At 42.8% G+C, this 20,992-nt stretch carries 16 protein-coding genes; 4 read left to right on the top strand and 12 right to left on the bottom strand.

All coding sequences use genetic code 11. From position 1 onward, the window contains the following. Window positions 1–304: 304 nt before the first annotated feature. Window positions 305–1,282, bottom strand: a complete 978-nt coding sequence (locus IR135_RS02580; protein WP_135096468.1) for a nuclease-related domain-containing protein — start codon at window positions 1,280–1,282, stop codon at window positions 305–307. Window positions 1,283–1,517: 235 nt separating this feature from the next. Here IR135_RS02580 and IR135_RS02575 point away from each other — a divergent pair, with 235 nt between their 5' ends. Then, window positions 1,518–2,588 carry a hypothetical protein gene (locus IR135_RS02575; RefSeq protein ID WP_135096467.1) on the top strand — a complete coding sequence of 357 codons (1,071 nt, stop codon included), beginning with the start codon at window positions 1,518–1,520 and terminating at the stop codon, window positions 2,586–2,588. Between the two features lie 51 nt (window positions 2,589–2,639). On the opposite strand, the gene arcC is transcribed toward IR135_RS02575, so the two are convergent. Genes arcC through allC form a run of 8 tightly spaced genes read right to left on the bottom strand, consistent with a single transcriptional unit; the run spans window position 2,640 to window position 11,578 of the window. Beyond that, complete coding sequence (gene arcC, locus IR135_RS02570) at window positions 2,640–3,578, bottom strand: carbamate kinase (protein WP_135096466.1); 939 nt, start codon at window positions 3,576–3,578, stop codon at window positions 2,640–2,642. A gap of 4 nt (window positions 3,579–3,582) precedes the next feature. Continuing rightward, entirely contained in the window at window positions 3,583–4,308 is a 726-nt protein-coding gene (locus IR135_RS02565; protein ID WP_167753349.1) for a DUF2877 domain-containing protein, read from the bottom strand. 42 nt (window positions 4,309–4,350) lie between these two features. After that, entirely contained in the window at window positions 4,351–5,616 is a 1,266-nt protein-coding gene (locus tag IR135_RS02560) for a DUF1116 domain-containing protein (RefSeq protein WP_135096463.1), read from the bottom strand. Then, window positions 5,616–7,367, bottom strand: a complete 1,752-nt coding sequence (gene fdrA / locus IR135_RS02555; protein ID WP_135096461.1) for an acyl-CoA synthetase FdrA — start codon at window positions 7,365–7,367, stop codon at window positions 5,616–5,618. The genes IR135_RS02560 and fdrA overlap by 1 nt, the downstream gene beginning before the upstream one ends. 19 nt (window positions 7,368–7,386) lie before the next feature. Beyond that, window positions 7,387–8,436 (bottom strand): ureidoglycolate dehydrogenase, encoded by a 1,050-nt coding sequence (allD, locus tag IR135_RS02550; protein ID WP_135096459.1) that lies wholly within the window; start codon window positions 8,434–8,436, stop codon window positions 7,387–7,389. Window positions 8,437–8,453: 17 nt separating this feature from the next. Continuing rightward, window positions 8,454–9,482 carry an ureidoglycolate dehydrogenase gene (allD, locus tag IR135_RS02545; RefSeq protein WP_135096457.1) on the bottom strand — a complete coding sequence of 343 codons (1,029 nt, stop codon included), beginning with the start codon at window positions 9,480–9,482 and terminating at the stop codon, window positions 8,454–8,456. Window positions 9,483–9,506: 24 nt separating this feature from the next. After that, window positions 9,507–10,298: a (S)-ureidoglycine aminohydrolase gene (gene allE, locus IR135_RS02540; protein ID WP_135096455.1), complete on the bottom strand. Its 792-nt coding sequence runs from the start codon at window positions 10,296–10,298 to the stop codon at window positions 9,507–9,509. Between the two features lie 56 nt (window positions 10,299–10,354). After that, on the bottom strand, window positions 10,355–11,578 hold the full coding sequence (gene allC / locus IR135_RS02535; protein ID WP_135096453.1) for an allantoate deiminase: 1,224 nt from the start codon (window positions 11,576–11,578) through the stop codon (window positions 10,355–10,357). Window positions 11,579–11,749: 171 nt separating this feature from the next. Between allC and IR135_RS02530 the strand changes: the two genes are divergently transcribed. After that, window positions 11,750–12,568: an alpha/beta hydrolase gene (locus IR135_RS02530; protein ID WP_135096452.1), complete on the top strand. Its 819-nt coding sequence runs from the start codon at window positions 11,750–11,752 to the stop codon at window positions 12,566–12,568. Between the two features lie 600 nt (window positions 12,569–13,168). Here the strand turns inward: IR135_RS02530 and allB are convergent. After that, the gene (gene allB / locus IR135_RS02525; RefSeq protein ID WP_135096451.1) at window positions 13,169–14,536 is read right to left on the bottom strand and encodes an allantoinase AllB; all 1,368 of its coding nucleotides are present in this window, start codon (window positions 14,534–14,536) and stop codon (window positions 13,169–13,171) included. A gap of 240 nt (window positions 14,537–14,776) precedes the next feature. On the opposite strand from allB, the gene IR135_RS02520 reads away from it, so the two are divergent. Further along, the gene (locus tag IR135_RS02520) at window positions 14,777–16,387 is read left to right on the top strand and encodes a PucR family transcriptional regulator (RefSeq protein ID WP_135096450.1); all 1,611 of its coding nucleotides are present in this window, start codon (window positions 14,777–14,779) and stop codon (window positions 16,385–16,387) included. A 114-nt stretch (window positions 16,388–16,501) separates the two neighbouring features. Continuing rightward, window positions 16,502–17,755, top strand: coding sequence for an MFS transporter (locus tag IR135_RS02515; RefSeq protein WP_135096449.1), 1,254 nt, complete (start codon window positions 16,502–16,504; stop codon window positions 17,753–17,755). 141 nt (window positions 17,756–17,896) lie between these two features. On the opposite strand, the gene IR135_RS02510 is transcribed toward IR135_RS02515, so the two are convergent. Next, the gene (locus IR135_RS02510) at window positions 17,897–19,519 is read right to left on the bottom strand and encodes an SLC13 family permease (protein WP_318272240.1); all 1,623 of its coding nucleotides are present in this window, start codon (window positions 19,517–19,519) and stop codon (window positions 17,897–17,899) included. Window positions 19,520–19,724: 205 nt separating this feature from the next. Further along, the gene (locus tag IR135_RS02505) at window positions 19,725–20,963 is read right to left on the bottom strand and encodes an MFS transporter (protein ID WP_135096447.1); all 1,239 of its coding nucleotides are present in this window, start codon (window positions 20,961–20,963) and stop codon (window positions 19,725–19,727) included. Window positions 20,964–20,992: the final 29 nt, after the last annotated feature.

Here is a 20,992-nt window from a genome sequence, read left to right as displayed (position 1 = left end):
GGAATTCAAACGCTGTTGGTTGCCCATGTCAAAGTCACATGGGAATTCAAACGCTGCTGGTTGCCTATGTGAAATCTACATGGGAATTCAAACGCTGTTGGTTGCCCATGTCAAAACTACATGGGAATCCAAACGCTGTTGGTTGCCCATGTCAAAGTCACATGGGAATCCAAAGGCCGCTCGTTGCCCATGTGAAAACTATATGGGAATCCAAACGCTGTTAGTTGCCCATGTCAAAACTACATGGGAATCCAAACGCTGCTCGTTGCCCATGTCAAAACCGCATGGGAATCCAACAATCAGCTCAGCCCTTCAAATGGTCTTTATATTTAAAGTACAGCTCCGCTTTCGACATTGCCTCTTCAAAATTACGATACTTAAAAGTATATGTCGTTTTCTTTCCTTTTCTATCCACGTAACAATGCTTTAATAAAATTCTGTATACAACTTTAAATGTTAGACTGTGTCCGATAAAGTTCATAAATGAAACTCTCGTCATTGGTTTTCCATAAAAAAGATACTTATAATCACTAAGTGCACGTAATAGAAGTGTTTCGTTAGTCATTTTACTTTGACATTCTGTACAAGTGAAATGAAAACGTGTTTTTAACAAGATATAACTGCTACATTGTTCGCAGTACACTCCCTTCCTCAGCCGCGTCTCATCAACATCACTTTTAAAATAAGGATTTTCTGCGATTTGTTCACTCAAAAGCCGGACTATGAATTGGGATTTATTACCGATTTTCCCGCCCCGGAACTGCCTGAAATATCTTCTTAAATCGGAACGCACAACAATTTTACTCCAAATAGAATTGTCGTCAGTATGAAGATAAAAATCATCGCTCGGGAAAATCAGTTTACCGCTGACCCGAAAGCTGCTGTTAGCAGTATTCCTCAAGCCGATCAGTTTTCCGACGGCACGGTTTAGCTGAGCGACCGGATCTTCTGTTATCCTCCGGCCGGCGCGGTACCAGTCACCGCCTTCCACCTTGTAATCTCCCGTGTAGTTTTTTATCTCGTTTACAACGATTCCTTCATCATCAATGACGAGCGCATCGTACTGGGTAACTGATTCTCCAATTTTAAGATAAAGGTCCCGGTAAACTAAGACATCGTCGTGTCCGACATCATTAAAAATCTCATCGTATAAACACTCGCCCTCAAAACCTTTCAACGCTGCAGCATGTCTTCTGTTTTCGTGCTTCGTTAATTCGGTCCTTTTTTCAAGCGCATCGTAAAATAATAAATCATGGGATTTAAGTCTCGGGTTCAAGAACATTTATCCGCCTCCAATATAAATTTGCTTATTTCAGTTATACAGCAAAATGCTCCACAAAAATCATAAAAGCCAAACAACTTACAAAAATTGCAAAACTGTATCAATACCACCACTGAAATATAATTACAGAAATTACCACTAAATTATATATTACTTATTACACATTTACGGTTATTTTAAAAGCCCAACTGTGTTAGTATGTTCACTTGTGTTACTAATTTAGGAGGAGATTTTTGTGCAAGCACAAAAAGATGCAATTAAATTTGCTTTTGCCTATACGGGAATTGTTGTAGGCGCGGGGTTCTCTACCGGTCAGGAAGTTTTACAGTTCTTTACCAGTTTTGGCCTCTGGAGTTTTGCAGGTGTAGCGGTTGCTGCAATCTGCGTATTATTTATGAGCAGGCAGACTGCCAAGCTTGGATACAGATACGATGTAGTTTCTCATGAAGTACCATTACATAAATTGTTTGGGAAAACTGCAGGTACATTGGTCGATTATATCTTTGCTTTTTTTATGTATGGGATTGCAATTATAATGATTGCGGGAAGCGGTTCAGCTTTTGAAGAAAGTTTCGGTCTCGAACCTTGGATTGGTTCCATCGTGCTGTTATTTTTAGTGTTCTTCACACTGCTTTTGGATTTCGACAAAATTGTTACTGTACTTGGTGCAGTGACACCGTTTTTAATTATTGCAGTATTAATCATTTCACTGGTTAATATTTTCAATCCGGAAGTCGTCCTCAGCGAGGTGAACCAGGCTGCAGATATCAGCCGTACACCGACAGGTCTCTGGTGGTTCGATGCAATCACCTACTCAGGCGTCGTTATCGGTGTCGCTTTCAGCTTTCTGTCCATTATGGGAGCTGATGCTGATAAACAATTTATCGCACGGCGAGGCGCAGTCTACGGCGGAATAATATTTCTTATTATGCTGTTTCTGCTCAATGCCGGAATGCTTGCAGTACTGGATGAGGCAAACCGCGTAGCACTGCCGACACTTGTTATGGCAAATGCCATTCATCCGGTCTTCGGGACTATATTCTCGATTATTATTATTTTACTGATTTACAACACTGTCGTCGGTCTGCTGTATGCATTTTTAGCGCGTTTTACAAAACCTTATTCCAAAAAATATAAAATCTGGCTGGTTACATCTCTTGTTATCGGCTACATTTTAACGTTTATCGGCTTTGTAGATCTCGTTAATTTCTTCTATCCGATTTTCGGCTATGCAGGTGTACTCATCGGTATCGGCCTTCTGGTCAGATGGATAATGAATAAAAATACGACCAAAAAATTATTATAAGACAGCACAAAAAAGCGGTGAAGACTCAGTCTTCACCGCTTTTTGCATACCTTATAATTTAATTCTTGTACCCGCTTTACCTTCAAGTGCAAGTACTGCTTCATCTAATGAACAGATGATGCCTTCTTTGCCTTCGTGTTTAGCGAATGCGATTGCCGCTTCGATTTTAGGAAGCATAGAACCTGCCGGGAATTGTCCGTCAGCAACGTGTTTTTCAGCTTCTTCAACAGTAATCTCTTCAAGCTTCTGCTCGTTTTCTTTACCGAAGTTAATATAAACGTTAGGAACGTCTGTCAGCATCATGAATACGTCAGCTTCAGTCTGTTCCGCAAGTTTTAAGCCTGAACGGTCTTTATCGATTACAGCTTCAACGCCGTGGATTTGACCTTTGTCGTCGCGGTAAATAGGAATACCGCCGCCGCCTGATGATACAACGAGTGATGTTTCAATCAGTGTTTTGATTTCTTCAACACCGTGGATGACTTTTGGTTCAGGAGAAGGTACAACACGTCTGAATCCGCGGCCTGCGTCTTCAGACATCTGATAGCCTTTTTCTTCAGTCATTTTTTTAGCTTCTTCTTCTGTGAAGAATACGCCGACAGGTTTAGTCGGATTGTCGAAAGCTTTGTCGTCTTTGTCGACTTCTACCATTGTAAGCAGTGTAACAACGTTTGTTTTGTCGTCGCCTTCAGCCAGTCTGTTTTTAAGAGCAGATTCCATCATGTAGCCGATCATACCTTGAGATTCAGCATTGTTGACGAAAATCGGCATTGCTGGTATTTCTTCTTTTGCCGCTTCGTTTTGAGCGATGATGTTGCCGACCTGCGGACCGTTACCGTGTGTAACTACGATTTTGTGGCCTGCTTCTGAAATTTCAACCATGCGGTTTGCCGCATTAACTACGTTCTGGTACTGGTTTTCAAATGTTGCTTCCTGTTTAGGCTGTAAAATTGCGTTTCCGCCTAAAGCTAATACTACTTTTTTACCCATTCTTTCATCTCCTATTTAGTGTCATATAAATACCGTACAGCGTGTCGCGCCCTGAACTTGAGCCGAGCTCAAGCAGTTCATCGACACTTTCCTGTGACGGCTCATTGCCAATTGCTGTAATACGTGTACTGAATATTCCTTTTAACGCCAGTTTAATAAAGTTTTCGCTGACAATTGTCGTTACCGTTTGACTAATATACTGATCCAGTTCAAAGAGATGCTTCTCGGCGATAAACGGCTGGAGCTTATCGACATACAGAATACCTGTAATAATATCGTCGCCTGACGGCGTCAGCCCGATGCCCCGTCCCGCTAAATATGCGAGCGGAAAATCCGCACTGTCATCAGCAAGATCATCGATTATCGACGAAAGCTTTTCGGGATTGAAATCGCCCTCGGCATAATCTGTAAAGTCATAGTTATCGACAACTTTTTTAATTGTACTGATATCAGCCTGTTCTGTCACTTCTTTATAAGCATACAGTTCGGCCTTATTTACCATCAGCATAAAATCATTGTGATTCACGCCATTCTTCGTCAGCCTGACGGTGTCATTGATTTTAAGCGTTTCTTTGATGTGATGAATTGTATATTGATCTATCGTAATTCCAAATGGAAAATAACCATTTTTATTTGTTCCGATAAAGATTAACTCATTCTTGTCATTAACAATATTAAAGCCATTGTTAAAAATACTGTGCACACGCATTGCTTTGTTTGTTTGTAACAAGGAAAGTGCGATCTCTCCGATCGCACTTGACTCATATATCATTTATGCATTAAACCCGAGTTTTTCAGCATAAGCTGTAATTGCTTTTTCGAAACATTCGATCGGCGGGTTAACTGTACCGGCACCAATCTGACCAAATCCTGCAACTTTGTGTGCAATACCTGTGTTAATTACCGGAAGGATTCCTGATTCAACTACTTTACGTGCATCGATTCCTGTTGGTGCACCTTTAAAGTCCCAAGTCGGGATAATGAAGTTAGGGTTTTCCTGTTCTGTAATTTCAGCCATGTTATTGCTTGTTTCAAGTGCATCGTTGAAACCGCCTGAACCGACAAAGCGAGTAACAGCAGGTGCTGCAATCATCGCCATACCGCCGACACCGATTGTTTCAGTAATAGCAGAGTCACCGATATCCGTGTTTGCATCTTCAGCTGAGTAACCTGTGAAGTACAGACCTTGAGGTGTGTTTACCGGTGCTGTGAACCACTCATCACCCATACCTGCGATACGGATACCGAAGTTTTCACCGTTACGGCACATTGCTGTAACGATTGTACCATGTTCAATTGTACGCGCAGCATCAGTCATTGCTTTACCTGTTGCCATTGCCACGTTTAAGAAGAACTGGTCAGTGTCAGCAAGGAACTGCATAACTTCTTCGCGTTTTTCTAATTCAACATCTTCAAGGCTTGTAATTGCCGGAGCAACTTCTTTAAGGAAAGCCAGTGAAGCTGCGATATTTCTCTGGTGGAATTCGTCGCCCATAGCGATCGCTTTAGCAACTAAAACGTTGACGTTTAAACCTTCGTCCATAGTTTTAAGCGCTTTTGATAATACCGGGCCAAGTACATCTTTCATCCAGTGAAGACGTGTAAGAACCTGGTCGCTGTAAGAACCGAAACGGAGAACCGCACCGATACCTTCGTTTAAAGTACAGTAAGCTTCGTTGCCGTGTTCTTTGTTAACGACAACTACAACAGGCATGTTCATTGAAGTAATACCGCCCATTGGCCCTACTGCATTTACGTGGTGACAAGGGATGAAAGTGATTTTGCCGTTTTCCAGCAATTCACGTGCACCCTGCTCGTCGTCTGCCCATCCTTCAAAAAGAATAGCACCGACACATGAACCCTGCATAGGGTCAGTCATGTTTTCATATTTAATCGGAGGACCGGCATGTAATAATACATGCTCAGTCAGTTCCGGAATTACAGTGTGTGCAGGTACAACATCTGTTAAGAAAGGTGCTGAGCCAATCATTTTCTGTACGACTGCTTTGTTTGCTTCATCTATAGTTTGGTAAGCCATTATACATTCTCTCCTTCATAATTGTTTAAGAATTGAAGTACTTTCATAAGCTTCTCATCGCCGCCGGCAACTGGACGCCAGTTGAACTGAACAACTTCAGCTCCGCTGTTTTCTACTGCTTCAGTGAAGCTCTTCAGACCGATGTTGATTACGCTCGGTTTGTTAGAAATCAGACTCATCATTTTATCGTCTACAGACAGGTCTTCAGTACCTTTGTCGAATGTTTTGATTTCAAGTTCAGGCTGAACGACTTTGCCGCCGATTAATTCGATTGCTGTACGGACCATCTGATCGTTAGTATCACAGATTACCGCACCTGCTTCTTCTAAAATCTGGCGCTGTTTATCATAGCCCTGTGCATCTTTGTCAGTACCGACTACAGTTGCTAGAACGACTAATGAACGCTCTTCTGAAGCTGCTTTGTCAGTAATGCGTTTAATTGTCGGAGCAAGTTCAGAAGCCATGTCGGCATGTGAACCGTAACCGATAACGTTGTCGAGCATAATAACTGCAGTATCTTCACTGTCAGCAGATGTTTCTAGTTTCTCAATACGTTTTTCAGGGTCGATCATCGGGTGAGGCTTACCTTGTGTGTACATGTCATCACCAAGGTCGATAACTTCATGTGATGCAGATTTATAAGTGAAACCTTCATCTTTAATTTCTTCTTCACCAAGTGAATGTTTAATCATCATCGCTGCTTCACTTGCAAGCGTACCGCCTGAGTAGTAAGCTTTGATGCCTTTTTGATTTTCGTCGAAGTCCGCTTTAATGTTGTCGAGAGCTGAAGGTGTGAAGTTAACTTTCTCACCATTTGACAGCTGAACTGATGCAACTGCAGCTTCTTCAAGAGTGTAAGCGTGATAAATTTCTTCTTCCTGATATTCAGGTTTGTTACCAAGGAATAAAGCAACGACTGGTTTGTCAATGCTCCGCAGTAAGCTTTCTACTTTTTCCTGTACTTCTTTAGCCGGCGGCTTAGAAATAACAGTGATGACCTTAACTTTAGGATCCTGGTTTAACGCTTTAATGCTGTCGAGCATAGTTACAGCGCCAACTTCTGTAGATAAGTCGCGTCCGCCTGTACCGATAGCGTTCGTTACACCTTTGCCCATACGGTCGATAATAGTAGTAACTTCCTGAATTCCTGTACCTGATGCACCTACGACACCGATGTCGCCTTCAGCAACTGTGTTTGTAAATGCCAACGGCACGCTGTGGATAATTCCTGTACCGCAGTCAGGACCCATTACTAATAATCCTTTATCGTGTGCAAGTTCTTTCAGACGAACTTCGTCTTCTTTTGCCACGTTGTCACTGAACATGAATACGTGCAATCCGTTATGAAGTGCGTTTTCAGCTTCCATAGCAGCGTATGTGCCGGGAATTGAAATCATTGCAAGGTTCGGATTGTTTGCAAGTTCAAGCGCGCGTTTCCAGTTGTGAGCTTCACTGCTCTTAGCAGACTCGTCAGAACCGCCTCCGCCTGCAAGTTCAGTATCAACTGCTTCGTTCACTTCATCAACTTTTGATTCGTCTTCAGTATCGATTACGATAGCGATATCGTTGGCACTTGCTGTTTCAAGTTCCGGAGTACCGAGTCCTGCACCTTTAAAAATGTCTTTGTTAGCAGGCGTTCCCATCATAACTGATGCTTTGTTCACGCCGTCCATAGCGCTTAATTTCTGGCTTAAAAGCATTAATACGATAGAATCCTGATACGTATTTTCTTTAATAATTGTATATAACATCATGTACCTCCATTAATATTTATTCTGCAAATCTGTTTTTGCCGTGGTAGCGATCAAAATGAATATCGTCACTCACGAGGTAGTCATAAATTTCATCGACAATTTCTATGCCTTCTTCATCGTACTTATCCGCACGCATCTTGCCGCGTTCTCCCGGATAATTGACTTCTGTAAATCCTGGTGCCGGTGTCTGTTCTTTCAGTTCGTCAAGCATAGTCGACAGCTGACGCTTAAACTGATCAACATCCGTAAAGTAAGCCGGATTAATCACGATATGAAGCTGGCCAAGCTGTCTGCCTGCCGTTAAGTCTTTGTACATGCTCGATACATGCACTCCGTGCGGCAGACCTAAGAGACTGCCTGAAAGGATATCGACCATCATCATGAGGCCGTAGCCTTTCGGTCCTGCTACAGGAACGAGGGCGTGAACGTCTCTTGAGTTTGTCGTCGGTTCACCTTTATCGTTAACAGCCCAAGTATCCGGAATATCATTGCCTTTAGAACGGGCGTCGAGCACTTTACCCCAGGCCTGCACTGTCGTTGCCATGTCGAACGTAATAATACGCTCGTCATTGGTCGGTGCACTGAAGGCGATTGGATTCGTACCGAAGTACGGCTCTGTGCCGCCGAAAGGCACAACCATCGGATCGGACTGGCAGACAGAAATTGCCACCATGTCCTCTTTTGCCGCCTGTTCAACGAAGTAGCCGAGAGCACCGGAGTGGGAAATGTTCGTCATGCCGACGACAGCGACACCATTATCCCGTGCGATTTCAATAGCGCGCTCCATACCCTGTTTTGCAACTTGATGGCCTGGACCGTTGTCACCATCTAATATAGCTGTTGACGGGCCGGTCTTTTCAAATTTATATTCCGGGTCGTTGGTAATACCGCCTTTGGCAATACGTTCTGCATAGTATTCGACGCGCACTGCACCGTGGGAATGAATGCCGCGGTGGTCAGCAAATGTTAAAACATCACTAATATCAGCCGCCGCATCTTCTTTTAAGCCTGCTTTTTGAAGTTTATCTTTCATTAAGTTGAATAATTCTTCTTTTGATACGCGCATTTACAAAACCTCACCTTTTAATATGGTGTATCCGATTTTAAATACTCCATGATGTCTTCCGGAATCGGAATACCTGATTTTTCGTATTCAGCTTTCGTCGCTTCCATTAATTCACCCGGGTAGTATACCTGGTCAAATCCTGTTGCCGGTTTGTTGCCGTGAAGTTCGTCAACCATCGTATCCATTTTTTCTTCCATCGCTTCTCTTGAACTGAAGAAGTCAGGATTGATAACGAGGTGGAACTGTCCGAGACGGCGGTACTCGCTCAAGTCTTTGTACATGCTTGTAACGTGCTTACCGTGGTTTAAGCCGAGCAGGCTTCCCGCTAAAATGTCCACGATCATCATCAGGCCGTAACCTTTAGGACCTGCTACCGGAAGCAGTGCATTTACTGCGTACGGGTCGGTCGTCGGGTTGCCGTCTTTATCAACAGCCCATGTGTCAGGAATGTCTTTGTTCTTGCTGCGTGCATCGAGGATTTTACCCCAGGCCTGCACTGTTGTTGCCATATCAAAAACGATTGGTGTATCGTTTTTGCGCGGTGCAGCGAAAGCAATCGGGTTCGTACCGAAGTACGGTTCAGAGCCGCCAAAAGGTACAACCATCGGGTCTGACTGGCAGACTGATAAAGCCACCATACCTTGTTCTGCTGCTTTTTGTACGAAATAGCCGATAGCACCTGAGTGGCTCATTTCGCTGACGCCGACTGCACCGATACCGGATTCTTTAGCGAGGTTAATCGCTTCTTCCATCGCTTCATATGCAACGTAGTGGCCGACAGCGTTATCGCCGTGGTAGACACCAGTTGACGGTCCGGTTTTCTCAAACTTAAGTTCCGGATCGTTATTGAAGCCGCCTTTTGCGCAGCGTTCAGAATAATACTGCATGCGCACTGAGCCGTGGGAATGAATACCGCGCTCATCTGCCCAGACGAGGACGTCTGCGGCACGATCAGCGTAAGCTTCCGGCATACCATTCAGCATCAGTTTTTCTTTAAATAACCGGCGAAGTTCAGATGAATTCGAAATTACCAGTTGTTCTGACATATCGTTGCCTCCTGAATAGTTTAATTAAATTTCAACGTCTCTGTTGGCATCTTTAGAGTAAATATATGAGAATGACTCATCGAGACCAACTGCATAAGTTGCCTGCAGCGCATAAGCACCCATAAAGATGTAGTCGCCTTTATCAACAGGCATCCAGTTGTTATCAAGATTGTACATTCCGCGTCCGCTTAACACATAAGCGCCGTGTTCCTGTACGTGAGTTTCGATATAACCGTGTGAAGCACCCGGTTTAAATGACAGGATGTGGAAGTTCATGTCGTAAGCAATATCTGCAGGAAGAAGGTCCTGTACAAGCACTTCGTCCATTCCTTCGTAAGCTTTAGCCTGAATGTCATTTACATTGCCTGTAACGATTTCAGGTTTGCCGACACCTTTAGCTTCCTGGTAACGTTTTTTGTAAAGGAAAAGACGGCTGTCTTCACCGTTATTATTGTTAACAAAAGTCAGTTCAAGGTGAGGTGGAACGTAAACATATCCGCCTTCTGATAATTCGTAAGTTTCACCGTCAACTGTTGCAGTAACGTTTCCGTATACTACATACATGAAAGTTTGTACTCCGTCTCCGCCGAAACCTTGAGTGTTTCCGCCCTGGTTTTTAACAGTAACTAAATAGTCGACAAAGCGTGCGCCCATGCGCGGTGAACCGAGGATTGACATGTCGCAGTCGTCAAATCCAGGTACGACGTTATTTACAAGTCCGTCCGGAGTAAGTACCGCGAACTCATCCTTTTTAACGATTGAACGTGTTTCAAGTAATCCTTCTCTGTATCCCTGCTGATGGTTTAAGTAACCCATTATTATATCTCCCTTTCTTAGTATCCGAATATTTTATAAAAATCTTTAACCGCTGATTAATACGCTAATTTGTAAAGAGTTTCTGCCAGTACTTCAATACCATTAACGAGGTCGTCAATATCAGTTTCTTCTTCCACATTATGCGAGATGCCTCCGATTGAAGGAACGAAAAGCATTCCTGTCGGCATATAGCCTGCGAAGATCTGTGCATCATGACCGGCACCTGAAGGCATTACTTTGTAAGAATCTCCAACTACTTTTTCAGCTGATTCTTCAATCATTTTGACGATTGACTCATCCATCAGTCCTGGAGACTGTTCCATCCACAGGTTGATATCTGCAGTCATACCGTATTTATCAGCAACTTCATTAATTGTCGATTCTACAGTTTTCGCAAATGCATTCAGTTCTTCTTCATCGATATGACGAGTATCCACGGAGAATTCAACTTCACCAGGAACAACGTTTACGACACCAGGAACCGGTTTAACACTGCCGAAAGTAACAACGAGCGGGTCGCCGATTTCGCGTGCTTTTTGAACTAAAGTCTGTGCGATTTCAGTGAATGCTACAACCGCATCTTTACGGTAGCCCATCGGAGTTGTACCTGCGTGGTTTGCTTCACCTTTTAAGTTAATTGTGTAGCGTTTTTGACCGACGATACCAGTAACTACACCAATTTGTTTTTCTTCTTTTTCTAAGATCTGGCCCTGCTCGATGTGAACTTCAATGAAAGCTTTAATATCATCGCGGACTTTATCGTCTGTTCTAAAATCAAATCCTGAGTCTCTCATTGCATCGACGAATTTAATACCTTCGTCATCTGTAATGTCTTTAACATCGTCATTATTCTGCAGGTTGAAGAAGTTTTTAACACCCCAGAAAGTATAAGGGAAGCGTGATCCTTCTTCTTCAGCAATCGACAGCACTTCGAGCGTGCGTTTCGGCTGACCGTATTTTTCTTTCAGGTAAAGTGTAGCAATCAAAGCACTTAAAATACCGAATTGACCGTCAAGGTGGCCCCCTTCAACGACTGTATCAATGTGCGAACCGCTCATGATTGTCTCATCCGGGAATTCACTTCCGATTAAACGGCCTGAAACGTTACCGATTGCATCGCTGGAAACTTCCAGACCATTCTCTTTGAAGATATCCTGCAGTGCACCGACTGCCTGACGCCATTCTTCAGAATATAGTAAACGTGTAATTCCGCGCGGATCTAAGCCGCCGTAACTTGTAAACTGTTTGTCCAGTTTTAGAAAGGTTTCACGAATATCCATTATTTTATCCACTCCACTCATATTATTTCACTTATAATTATAGATTTAATTGCCTCCTCGGGCATTGACAGTTCCAACAATCATTATTTTTCAAATTATTCACTTTAGACAAATACACAAAAATTCATTAGCCTGTATAATAGTACAAGTAAATAAAGGAGGCTTAAACCTATGACAGCAGTAACTATAAAAGAAACTGACACTTACACTCTTTCTGGCAATCTGTATGAAAGCACCGCACAGAATGAATCGGACGTGCTCGGCACTTTGATTTATTTACACGGCGGCGGACTTGTATTCGGAGAAAGAACGGACCTCCCTTCAGAATATACAGCAGTACTCAGACAAAAATTCCATGTGCTGACTGCCGATTACAGATTAGCGCCGGAATCTGATATCGACGATATCTTTACCGACTTACATCACATATATCACTTCGCGGCATCTTTGAAACACGGTAATGTATATATTATGGGAAGATCGGCAGGCGGTTACTTAAGTTTAATCACGGCGCGGGACTTCGACATCGCCGGTGTGATAGACTTTTACGGCTATTTTAACTTTACCCACAGCGACTTTAATTACCTCCCGCACGACCAAAAACATTTATCAAATATGCTCACAGAAGAACTGGCAGCGAATAATATACGGGATTATGCGACTGTGAACGAACCCCCTGATCCGAGATACCTGCTTTATTTATACTACCGGCATTTGGGAAACTGGGCCGAAACGCTCGGCATCGATACCGAATCCGATAAATACCGTCTGACCAATGATGATCTCGCAGCACTGCCTCCGGTCTTTATCGCACACGCAAAAGGCGATCCGGATGTTCCGGTGTTTTTCAGCAGAAAACTTGCGAAAACTGCGGCGATCAGTGAATTTGTCGAAGTCGATACGGTAACACACAATTTCGACCAGGAAGTATCTGATGACAATATTAAAATATACGAACGCGCAGTTCAGTTTATGGCTGAGCAGATTTAGAGTGAAACACCGGCAGATTGAGTGCCGGTGTTTTTCTTTTGGGCGATGGGTGGTTGGTGTTGGTGTTCTATGGACGTTGTTGATTTGACAAAGTACTTGCAGATTGTTCTAAGGACGTTGTCGATTTAACAAAGTACTTGCAGGTTGCTCTATGAACGTTGTTGATTTCACAAAGTACACGCAGCAAGTTGTCTTTCTTTTCGCATTGGTTTACCATGTCAAACTCACATGGAGATCCAAACCGCTTTAAATTACCATGTTAATTCCACATGGGCATCCAAAGCACGTTAAGTTACCATGTCAAACTCACATGGAGATCCAAACCGCTTTAAATTACCTTGTCAAACTCACATGGGAATCCAAACCCCTTTAACTTACCTTGTCAAACTCACATGGGAATCCAAACCCCTTTAACTTACCACGTCAATTCCACATGGGAATCCAACGCGCTTTAACTTACCACGTCAATTCCACATGGGCATCCAACGCGCTTTAACTTACCACGTCAAACTTACACAGGCATCCACCCCCCCCACCAAACTCCCTCACCCCACCAAAAAAGCACCCCGCAATCAAAAATTGCGCGGTGCTTCCTTTAATTTATTTATAAAATTTACCGATTTTAACGTTGCTTACGCCATTCTCAAGTGAATAGATTTCTTCACCGCGTAAAATTGTACCGGCAACCTGAGCGCCGATTTCGCGTCCGATGTAAGGACTGATTTTATTGCGGTATTCTAATTCTTCTTTTTCTACTGTGTATGGTGAATCGCCTTTTATCAGCACGAAGTCAGCATCGTATCCCACTTCGATACGGCCTTTTCCTTCAAGTTCAAAGCGTGCAGCAACGTTCGTTGCAATAATGTCAGAGAACTGAACGAGTGACATGCCGCGTTTTTGGACTGCTTCATCAAACAGCATATCCACGTTGTTCTGGATTCCTGAGATTCCGCCCCACGCTTTAAATGCATCGTCAGTGTCTTTAAGATCTGGTGTACATGGTGAGTGGTCACTTGTAACGAACATCACTTTGCCGTCAAATACGCGTTCCCACATTCCTTCAAGACGTGATTTTTCACGGATGGGCGGCGAGCATTTCACTACCGGTCCGATATCATCGAGTTCTTCTTTATAGAAGTATAAGTAGTGAGTACATGTTTCGCATGTAATATCCACACCGTCGTTTGCCGCTTCATTGATTAAATCAACACCTTCAGCACATGCTACGTGCACGATATGCACACGGCATCCTGTTTCACGCGCGAATAAAATGATTTTTTGAATCGGTTCAATTTCAGTAAATACAGGGCGTGAGTCCACATAAGCTGCTAGAGATTTTTCACCGCGCTCCTGGGCAAGCTGGCCGAGTTTATCTGTGATTGGTCCGTTCTCAGCGTGAATCGACAGAATTTTACCTGTTTTTGCAATTTGACGCATTCCTTCATATAAAGAGTAATCATCGACGTTCATAAAATCGCCTTCAATTGCGCGGTCGCCTGCTGTTGCAACGAATGCTTTATAAGCAACAACGCCGTTTTCATCAAGTTCCTGAATGCCGCCTTCAAGATTAAACGGCACTAAGCCGCCGTAGCTGTAAACATCCACAGATAATTTATCTTCACCGGCTGCAAATTTCTTGTTAATCGACTCTTCGTCAACTGTTGCCGGAATTTGGTTTAAAGGCATTTCGATAAATGACGTCACTCCGCCTTTTGCTGATGCGCGTGTACCTGTATCGTACCCTTCCCAGTGATCGCGGATACTGCCGCCCGGTTCACTGATATGTACGTGAGCATCGATCATACCCGGTGATACAATTAAACCTTCTGCATCTGTAACGCGGGCTTCGCCTGCATCAATATCTGTACCGATAGCAGCAATCTTGCCGTCTTTCACACCGATATCCACATTCTTTTCTCCACCCGGTAAAATAACCAGTCCGTTTTTTATAACTAAATCAAAAGCCATTTATATTCCTCCTGACCATTTCTGTAAAAACGTAAAACGCAAAAGTATTACTCAGCTGTCCGTATACTTTACCCTTAGTGCAGCCTGTAAAACGCACAGCCGGTTAATTATATTTACGTTTTAATTATTATTAGTGTACTATTATGTGAAGAAATAAATATAGTTAAAATATTACGTCTGAATATTAAATTTGTGCATTTTGTACAAATTCTTATATTCGGCATTTTAGGTGATGACTAATTGGTATCTATTAAAGAGATTTTATCCTTGGAACGTTTCAGCAATTTCAAATTAATAAATAAAAGTGCGGACCTGTCCCGCGAAGTGACCAGTGTCGATATTACGGAAACACCGGATGTGAAAGATTATACATCCCAAGATACTCTCCTTTTAACGACGGCCATGAATTTTAAGGACAACCAGCGGTCGCTCATTAACTTTATCAGTGAGCTTGACAGTGTACCTGTTGCGGCACTCGGCATTAAATTATCGCGTTTCATTCACACGATTGACAAAGAAGTGATTGAACACGCCGACAAGCTCGGCTTCCCGCTGATAGAAATTCCTGAAAACTGGAAGCTCGGTCAGGCGACTCACAGCATTTCCACTTATATTTCAAAAGATGAAACGGAAAAATTATATTACGCGCTGGAAGTGCAGCAGCGAATGAATTCCATGCTGATTAAAGAATTCAGCGTCGAACGCATGCTGAATCAGCTGAGCCAGTTTTTACGTCTGCCCCTTGTGCTGATTAATCCGTTTTATAAAGTGGAGGTAACGAGCAACGATTTTAAAAATGATCAGAAGCTGCTGAAGGAAAACCTGAGGTATTTCAACAACGTGTATCTGCCTGATAAAGACAGCGTAAATGTCGATTTCAACAGCAGGATTGCAGTATTCGAAGTTCCGGCTTTCAGCTATTTCCCTTATTATTTAATCGTATCGAATCTCGAAACTATTAGTTATCCTTTCAGCCATCTCGCCATAGAACAGGCGATTAACTCGCTGTCGTTCGCGATTTATAAAGACTCTAGAATACGCGCGACGGAGCAGGAAGATGTCAATCTGCTTTTCAGCTCGCTGATTAATACAACTGAAGGCTCGCCTATCAGTCTCGAGAGCAACCCGGAGTTTTTCGAACGTTATCATTTGAAAGATTCTTCGTACTATAAAGTGATTATTTGCGGAATTGATCCGGGCAGCGATATTGAGAATTCGGAGTATGTCAATGAACGCTACCAGCTGACCTTCGAATGGCTGCAAAGCGTTCTCGTTACCCTCGACCCGAACATCAGTATTTTCGGTTTTGGCGATTCAAATAAATTCGCTATTCTGCTGCAGGACAAGCATGAATATTACGAAGCCTACTGCCGCCATCTGCAGCAGGAATACAAGAAGTTCTTTAAAGAGTCACTGTCTTTCGGCATAGGCAATGAAGTATCGGATTTCACTCAAATTCACTCTTCTTTCGTCGAAGCGCTGGAAACTTTTGATCTCTGCAAAGATGAAGGAAAGCGCGAGTTTCTCGAAATTTATCGTCCGCGGAATTTTGAAGAACTGCTGCAGCTCCTGCCGCAGGATAAAGTCCGCCCGTTTGTGCTCAGCACTCTCGGCGAACTTGCTTTTCCGTCGAATACAAAAGATAAAGAATTAAAGAAAACCCTGCAGATTTATATGGATAATCAGTGTGATATTACGAAAACATCCAATGAAATTTTCGTGCATAGAAATACTGTCAAATACCGCATTAATAAGTGCGAAGAAATGCTCAGGGTAAATGTAACTGATCCTGTGCATTCTCTCAATATCCGCCTTGCCTTATTCATTTCTAAGCACATCCAGAATAATTAATTAATTGTAGGGAATCAATAATTACAGCAGCACTCATTGTTCAATGTGAACAATGAGTGTTTGTGTTTTAAAGCGTATAATATGGGTAGTTAAAAATTATAGGAGGCGTACTTAATGAATGAATTAGAAAAGAACGGCTCCCAGTACTATAAAAAAATAATAGTTGCTTTAGTACTTGGTTGGGTCGCAATCTGGATTTACAGAACGATTTTAACGCCGATTTACCCTCAGATTCAGAGCTCTTTAGGCGATGTATCTAACGCAGAAATCGGTCTAATTGCTTCTGTATATTTCTTTGCTTATACAGGAATGCAAATTCCCGCGGGCGTACTGGTTGATAAATTTGGTCAGAAAGCAGTCTTAATTCCAGCATTTATCGGTTTTGCGATCGGTGCTGTTGTACTCGGTACAGCAGGTTCACTGCCACAAGTATACATCGGGTCTTTAATCTCGGGTATTGCTACAGGTAGTTACTACGGATCAGCATACAGTTTATCAGCTAAACACGTGCCAAAAGACAAGAAAACTTTTGCCAACGCAATCATTAACAGTGGTTCTGCAGTCGGTATGGTTATTGGTCTTATAGGTTCTTCAGTCCTCGTCGGCGGTTTAAACGTTGAGTGGAACTGGATGCTTTACGGTACAGCATTAATCATCTTAGGTGTGACATTCGTATTCTATATAAATATCAAGAGCGATAAAAAATCACCTGAAGTTGAAAACAAAGAAAACGCTGATGCCACTTCAGCGGATATCGTTACAGATTCAGCGGATGATGTTTCATTATTCTCAGGCAAACACATTACAATATACTTCACGTATTTCGCAGTATGTTACGGTTACTACATGATTGTAACCTGGTTACCATCATTCCTCGTAGCTGAAAAAGGATTCGCACAATCGGATGTAGGTTATGTATCAGCTTTAGTTGCTGTTGCAGGTATTCCGGGTGCACTGATTTTCGCACGTCTGATCGACAGAAGACAGCAGGACCGTTTGAAATATATTCTTATGCTCCTTCTCGTTGCAGCAGTTATGATCGGACTTACAGTTTACTCACCTTCACCATGGATTCTTTACATCGCACTGATCCTTTACGGACTAATGGGTAAACTTGCAATCGACCCTGTGTTAATCACGTACGTCTCAGATTCTGTTCCGGAACAAAAAACAGCCAAAGCTCTTGGCTTGTTCAACTTCTTCGGTATGGCATCATCAGTCGTGGCACCTTGGCTGACAGGTTATATCGGTGACGTAACCGGTTCACAAGTACTTGCTTTCTATATCGGTTCAATCTTACTGATTGCCGCAGCAGTATTCTTCTTCTTTGTAATCTACCTTAGAAGCGGAAAAGAATCACACGCTTAAAAATATTTATAAAAGCAGCGAAGTCATCTATTTAATAGATATCTTCGCTGCTTTTTTGTCTTGAATTTTATATTAGCTCACTGCCGAAAATGAGTCCCCAGCCTTTTTGCAGGGGACTCATTTATTTTATTTATTAAACTGTTAGAACGGGAATACATGCAGGTCGATACCGTAAACGACCGGCACCCACAGATAAACCACAACGATAATGATAACTGAAGCAATGACATTCAGCCAGACCCCTGTTTTAACCATTTCTGCGATACTTACCTTATTTGTTCCAAAGACAATCGCATTCGGCGGTGTTCCGACAGGCAGCATGAAAGCACAGTTTGCAGCCATTGCTGCCGGAATCATTAAAGCAAGCGGATGAACATCAAGAGCAATCGCAAGTCCTGCAAGTACAGGTAAAATCATCGTTGCTGTTGCTGTATTTGATGTGAACTCTGTTAAGAACAGTATTAAAATTGCCACGATAGCAATCATCAGAATCAGCGGCATGCCGCCTACACCTGCGAGCATTTCACCAATCCAGGCATCTACGCCTGTGGCAACTATAGATCCAGCTAAAGCCAGCCCGCCCCCGAACAGAAGCAGAACGCCCCAAGGCAAGTCTTTTGCGACACCCCAGTCGAGAACACGCCCGTTTTGTTTCTTCGATGGAATCAGGAACAGAAGAACAGCAGCGAACATCGCAATGGAACCGTCGCCGAGCATTTCTGTAAACGCGAACTGATCGAAGAAGAAACCGCGCATAATCCATAGGGCTGCTGCCAGGATGAATATTATCAGCACCCATACTTCTTCTCTTGTCATTTTGCCAAGCTTTTCCAGTTCATCTGTGATAATTTTACGTCCGCCCGGCAGTTCTTTCATACCGTGCTTAAACGAGAAGTAATTCATATATGCCCAGGCAATCGCAAGCATTACAATGACTACCGGTATACCGACGAGCATCCACTGGGCAAAGTTTAATTCAACATCAAAAATCTGTCTCATCTGGCCTGCCAGTATAATCAGCGGCGGCGTTCCGATTAAAGTACCGAGTCCGCCGATTGTTCCTGCATAACCGATACCGAGGACGAGTGCTTTCTCAAATAATTTAACATCGCCTCCGAGTTCCGGCGTTGATAACGAATGTGCTTCTTTAATAATTGCAAGACCGATTGGAATCATAATCATTACTGCTGCTGTATTGGATACGAACATTGAAAGCAAGGCAGTAGAGACCATAAAACCAAGTAAAATTGTTGCTGTTGTCGTACCTATAGCTTTAATAATAGACAGGGCAATACGGGTATGTAAATTCCATTTTTCCATTGCTACGGCGAGTAAGAAACCGCCTAAGAATAAGAATACTATGTCATCTCCGTAAAAACTTGCTGTTTCCTGATTGGACATTACTCCGCCCATCGGGAAGAGAAACAGAGGCAGCAGTGATGTGGCAGGAATCGGAATCGCCTCCGTCACCCACCATGTTGCTATCCACAGTGCTGCGGCGACAACGAAAATACCCGAGCTGTCCAGCGAATCGGATTTTAAAAACAGCAGAGCCAAAACAAAAAGCAGCGGCCCTAAAATCAAACCGATTAATTGAGCTTTACTATATGCTTTCCTGTGCTCTTCAGGCGAAGGCGCACCGGTAGCTGCATTCCTTAAATCTTTAGTACTAAAAAACTTGAGTAATGACTTTGTCCTTTTGGATTCACTCCAAAGGTTATCATAACTTTTTTGGACAACTCCTCTATCCTTGGAATCGCTCACAAAAATCCCCCCTAAAATAAACATGATATGAATTTATCATAAATATTCAGATAAATCTATATAAATTTAATGTTAACTGATAACTTTATCTTATTAATAGAATAATGTAAGCGCTTATAGTAAGAATTGAGCGAATAATTCATCTCCTTATATAAAAACTCCCCGAAGCTCATACCAGCTCCGGGGAGTACCTTACTAAATAATATTAATTTACTTTCTCTACATGCTCTACTCTTTTATAACCTGATTCATCCAGCAGGAATACCGCAATAATACCGACTACAAGCAGGCCGCCTGCAAGGTAGAAGCCCATATCTAAGTTTCCTGTAACGTCTGTAATGAAACCGGTAATGTACGGTGCTAAAATTGATGCCGACATTCCGATAAAGTTATAAATACCGAAGGATGTTGCAAGACCGACACGCGGCGCGTTATTGGCAACAACGGCAATCAGTACAGGGTTTGTACTTAACTTACCAACGATACCGTAAACGATGAGTGATACATAGAGTACCCACATCTGATCGAAGAGTACGATAGATATTGTCGATAGGAAAGCTAGCGGAACCATTACCAATAGTACTGGACGCTGTTTGCCTAATTTGTCTGACAGCCAGCCGAAGAACAGCATACCAGGAATTGATGCCCATGGTACTAATGATGACACGAAAGCAACGCTTGAGCCGCTGATGCCGCGTGCTGTTTCAAGGTAGTACGGCAGCCAGGTCAGAATTACGAAGAAACCATAGATTGAACAGAATATAGTGATAAAAGCCAGTATAAGGTTTCTGTTTTTGAACAGTTCCGATACTTTCAGTTTCGCTGGCGCACCGCTTTCGCTCGTTGTTGCCTGATAACCCGGCGGGTGCTCCTTCACCATAATCCACATAATAATACCGATAACAATTACGATAACACCCATAATCCAGAACGGTGTGCGCCATGACATGTCCATTTCCTGAACTGTAATACTTGAAATCCAGTACCCGGCTGACATACCGATAGCCATACCACTGTTAATAATGGCACTGCCGAGTGTCAGGCGTTTTTGCGGAATCGCTTCAGATGATAATCCGTACTGCGGTCCGTAGAATACACCCTGGAAAGTACCAGTCAGGAACCACATCATCAGGAACATATAGAATGTAACCATCTGTCCTGAAATAATTGCAAGAACACCAAAGCCGATAAAGGCAGGGATAATCATTTTCTTCCTTCCGAATTTATCTCCGAGATAGCCTGAAGGAATCTGTGTGACAGTATATCCTAAGAAGAACAGACTGCTCAGAAGGCCGAGCTGGGTTGCGTTAATGGCAAATTCAGACTGAATATTGGTCATAATCGGATTTAAAATTGTGCGTGTTGCATAAATTGCAATCCATCCGAGCGTAAAAACAATGACGATTTTTATCCAGTAGCTGTTGGAAAGTTTTTTGTTTTCCATGGTTAGTCTCCTTTATAATAGTTTTATAT

The organism is Jeotgalicoccus nanhaiensis (assembly GCF_015235105.1).
Taxonomy (GTDB): domain Bacteria; phylum Bacillota; class Bacilli; order Staphylococcales; family Salinicoccaceae; genus Jeotgalicoccus; species Jeotgalicoccus nanhaiensis.
This window is presented reverse-complemented; position numbering and strand designations above follow the sequence as displayed.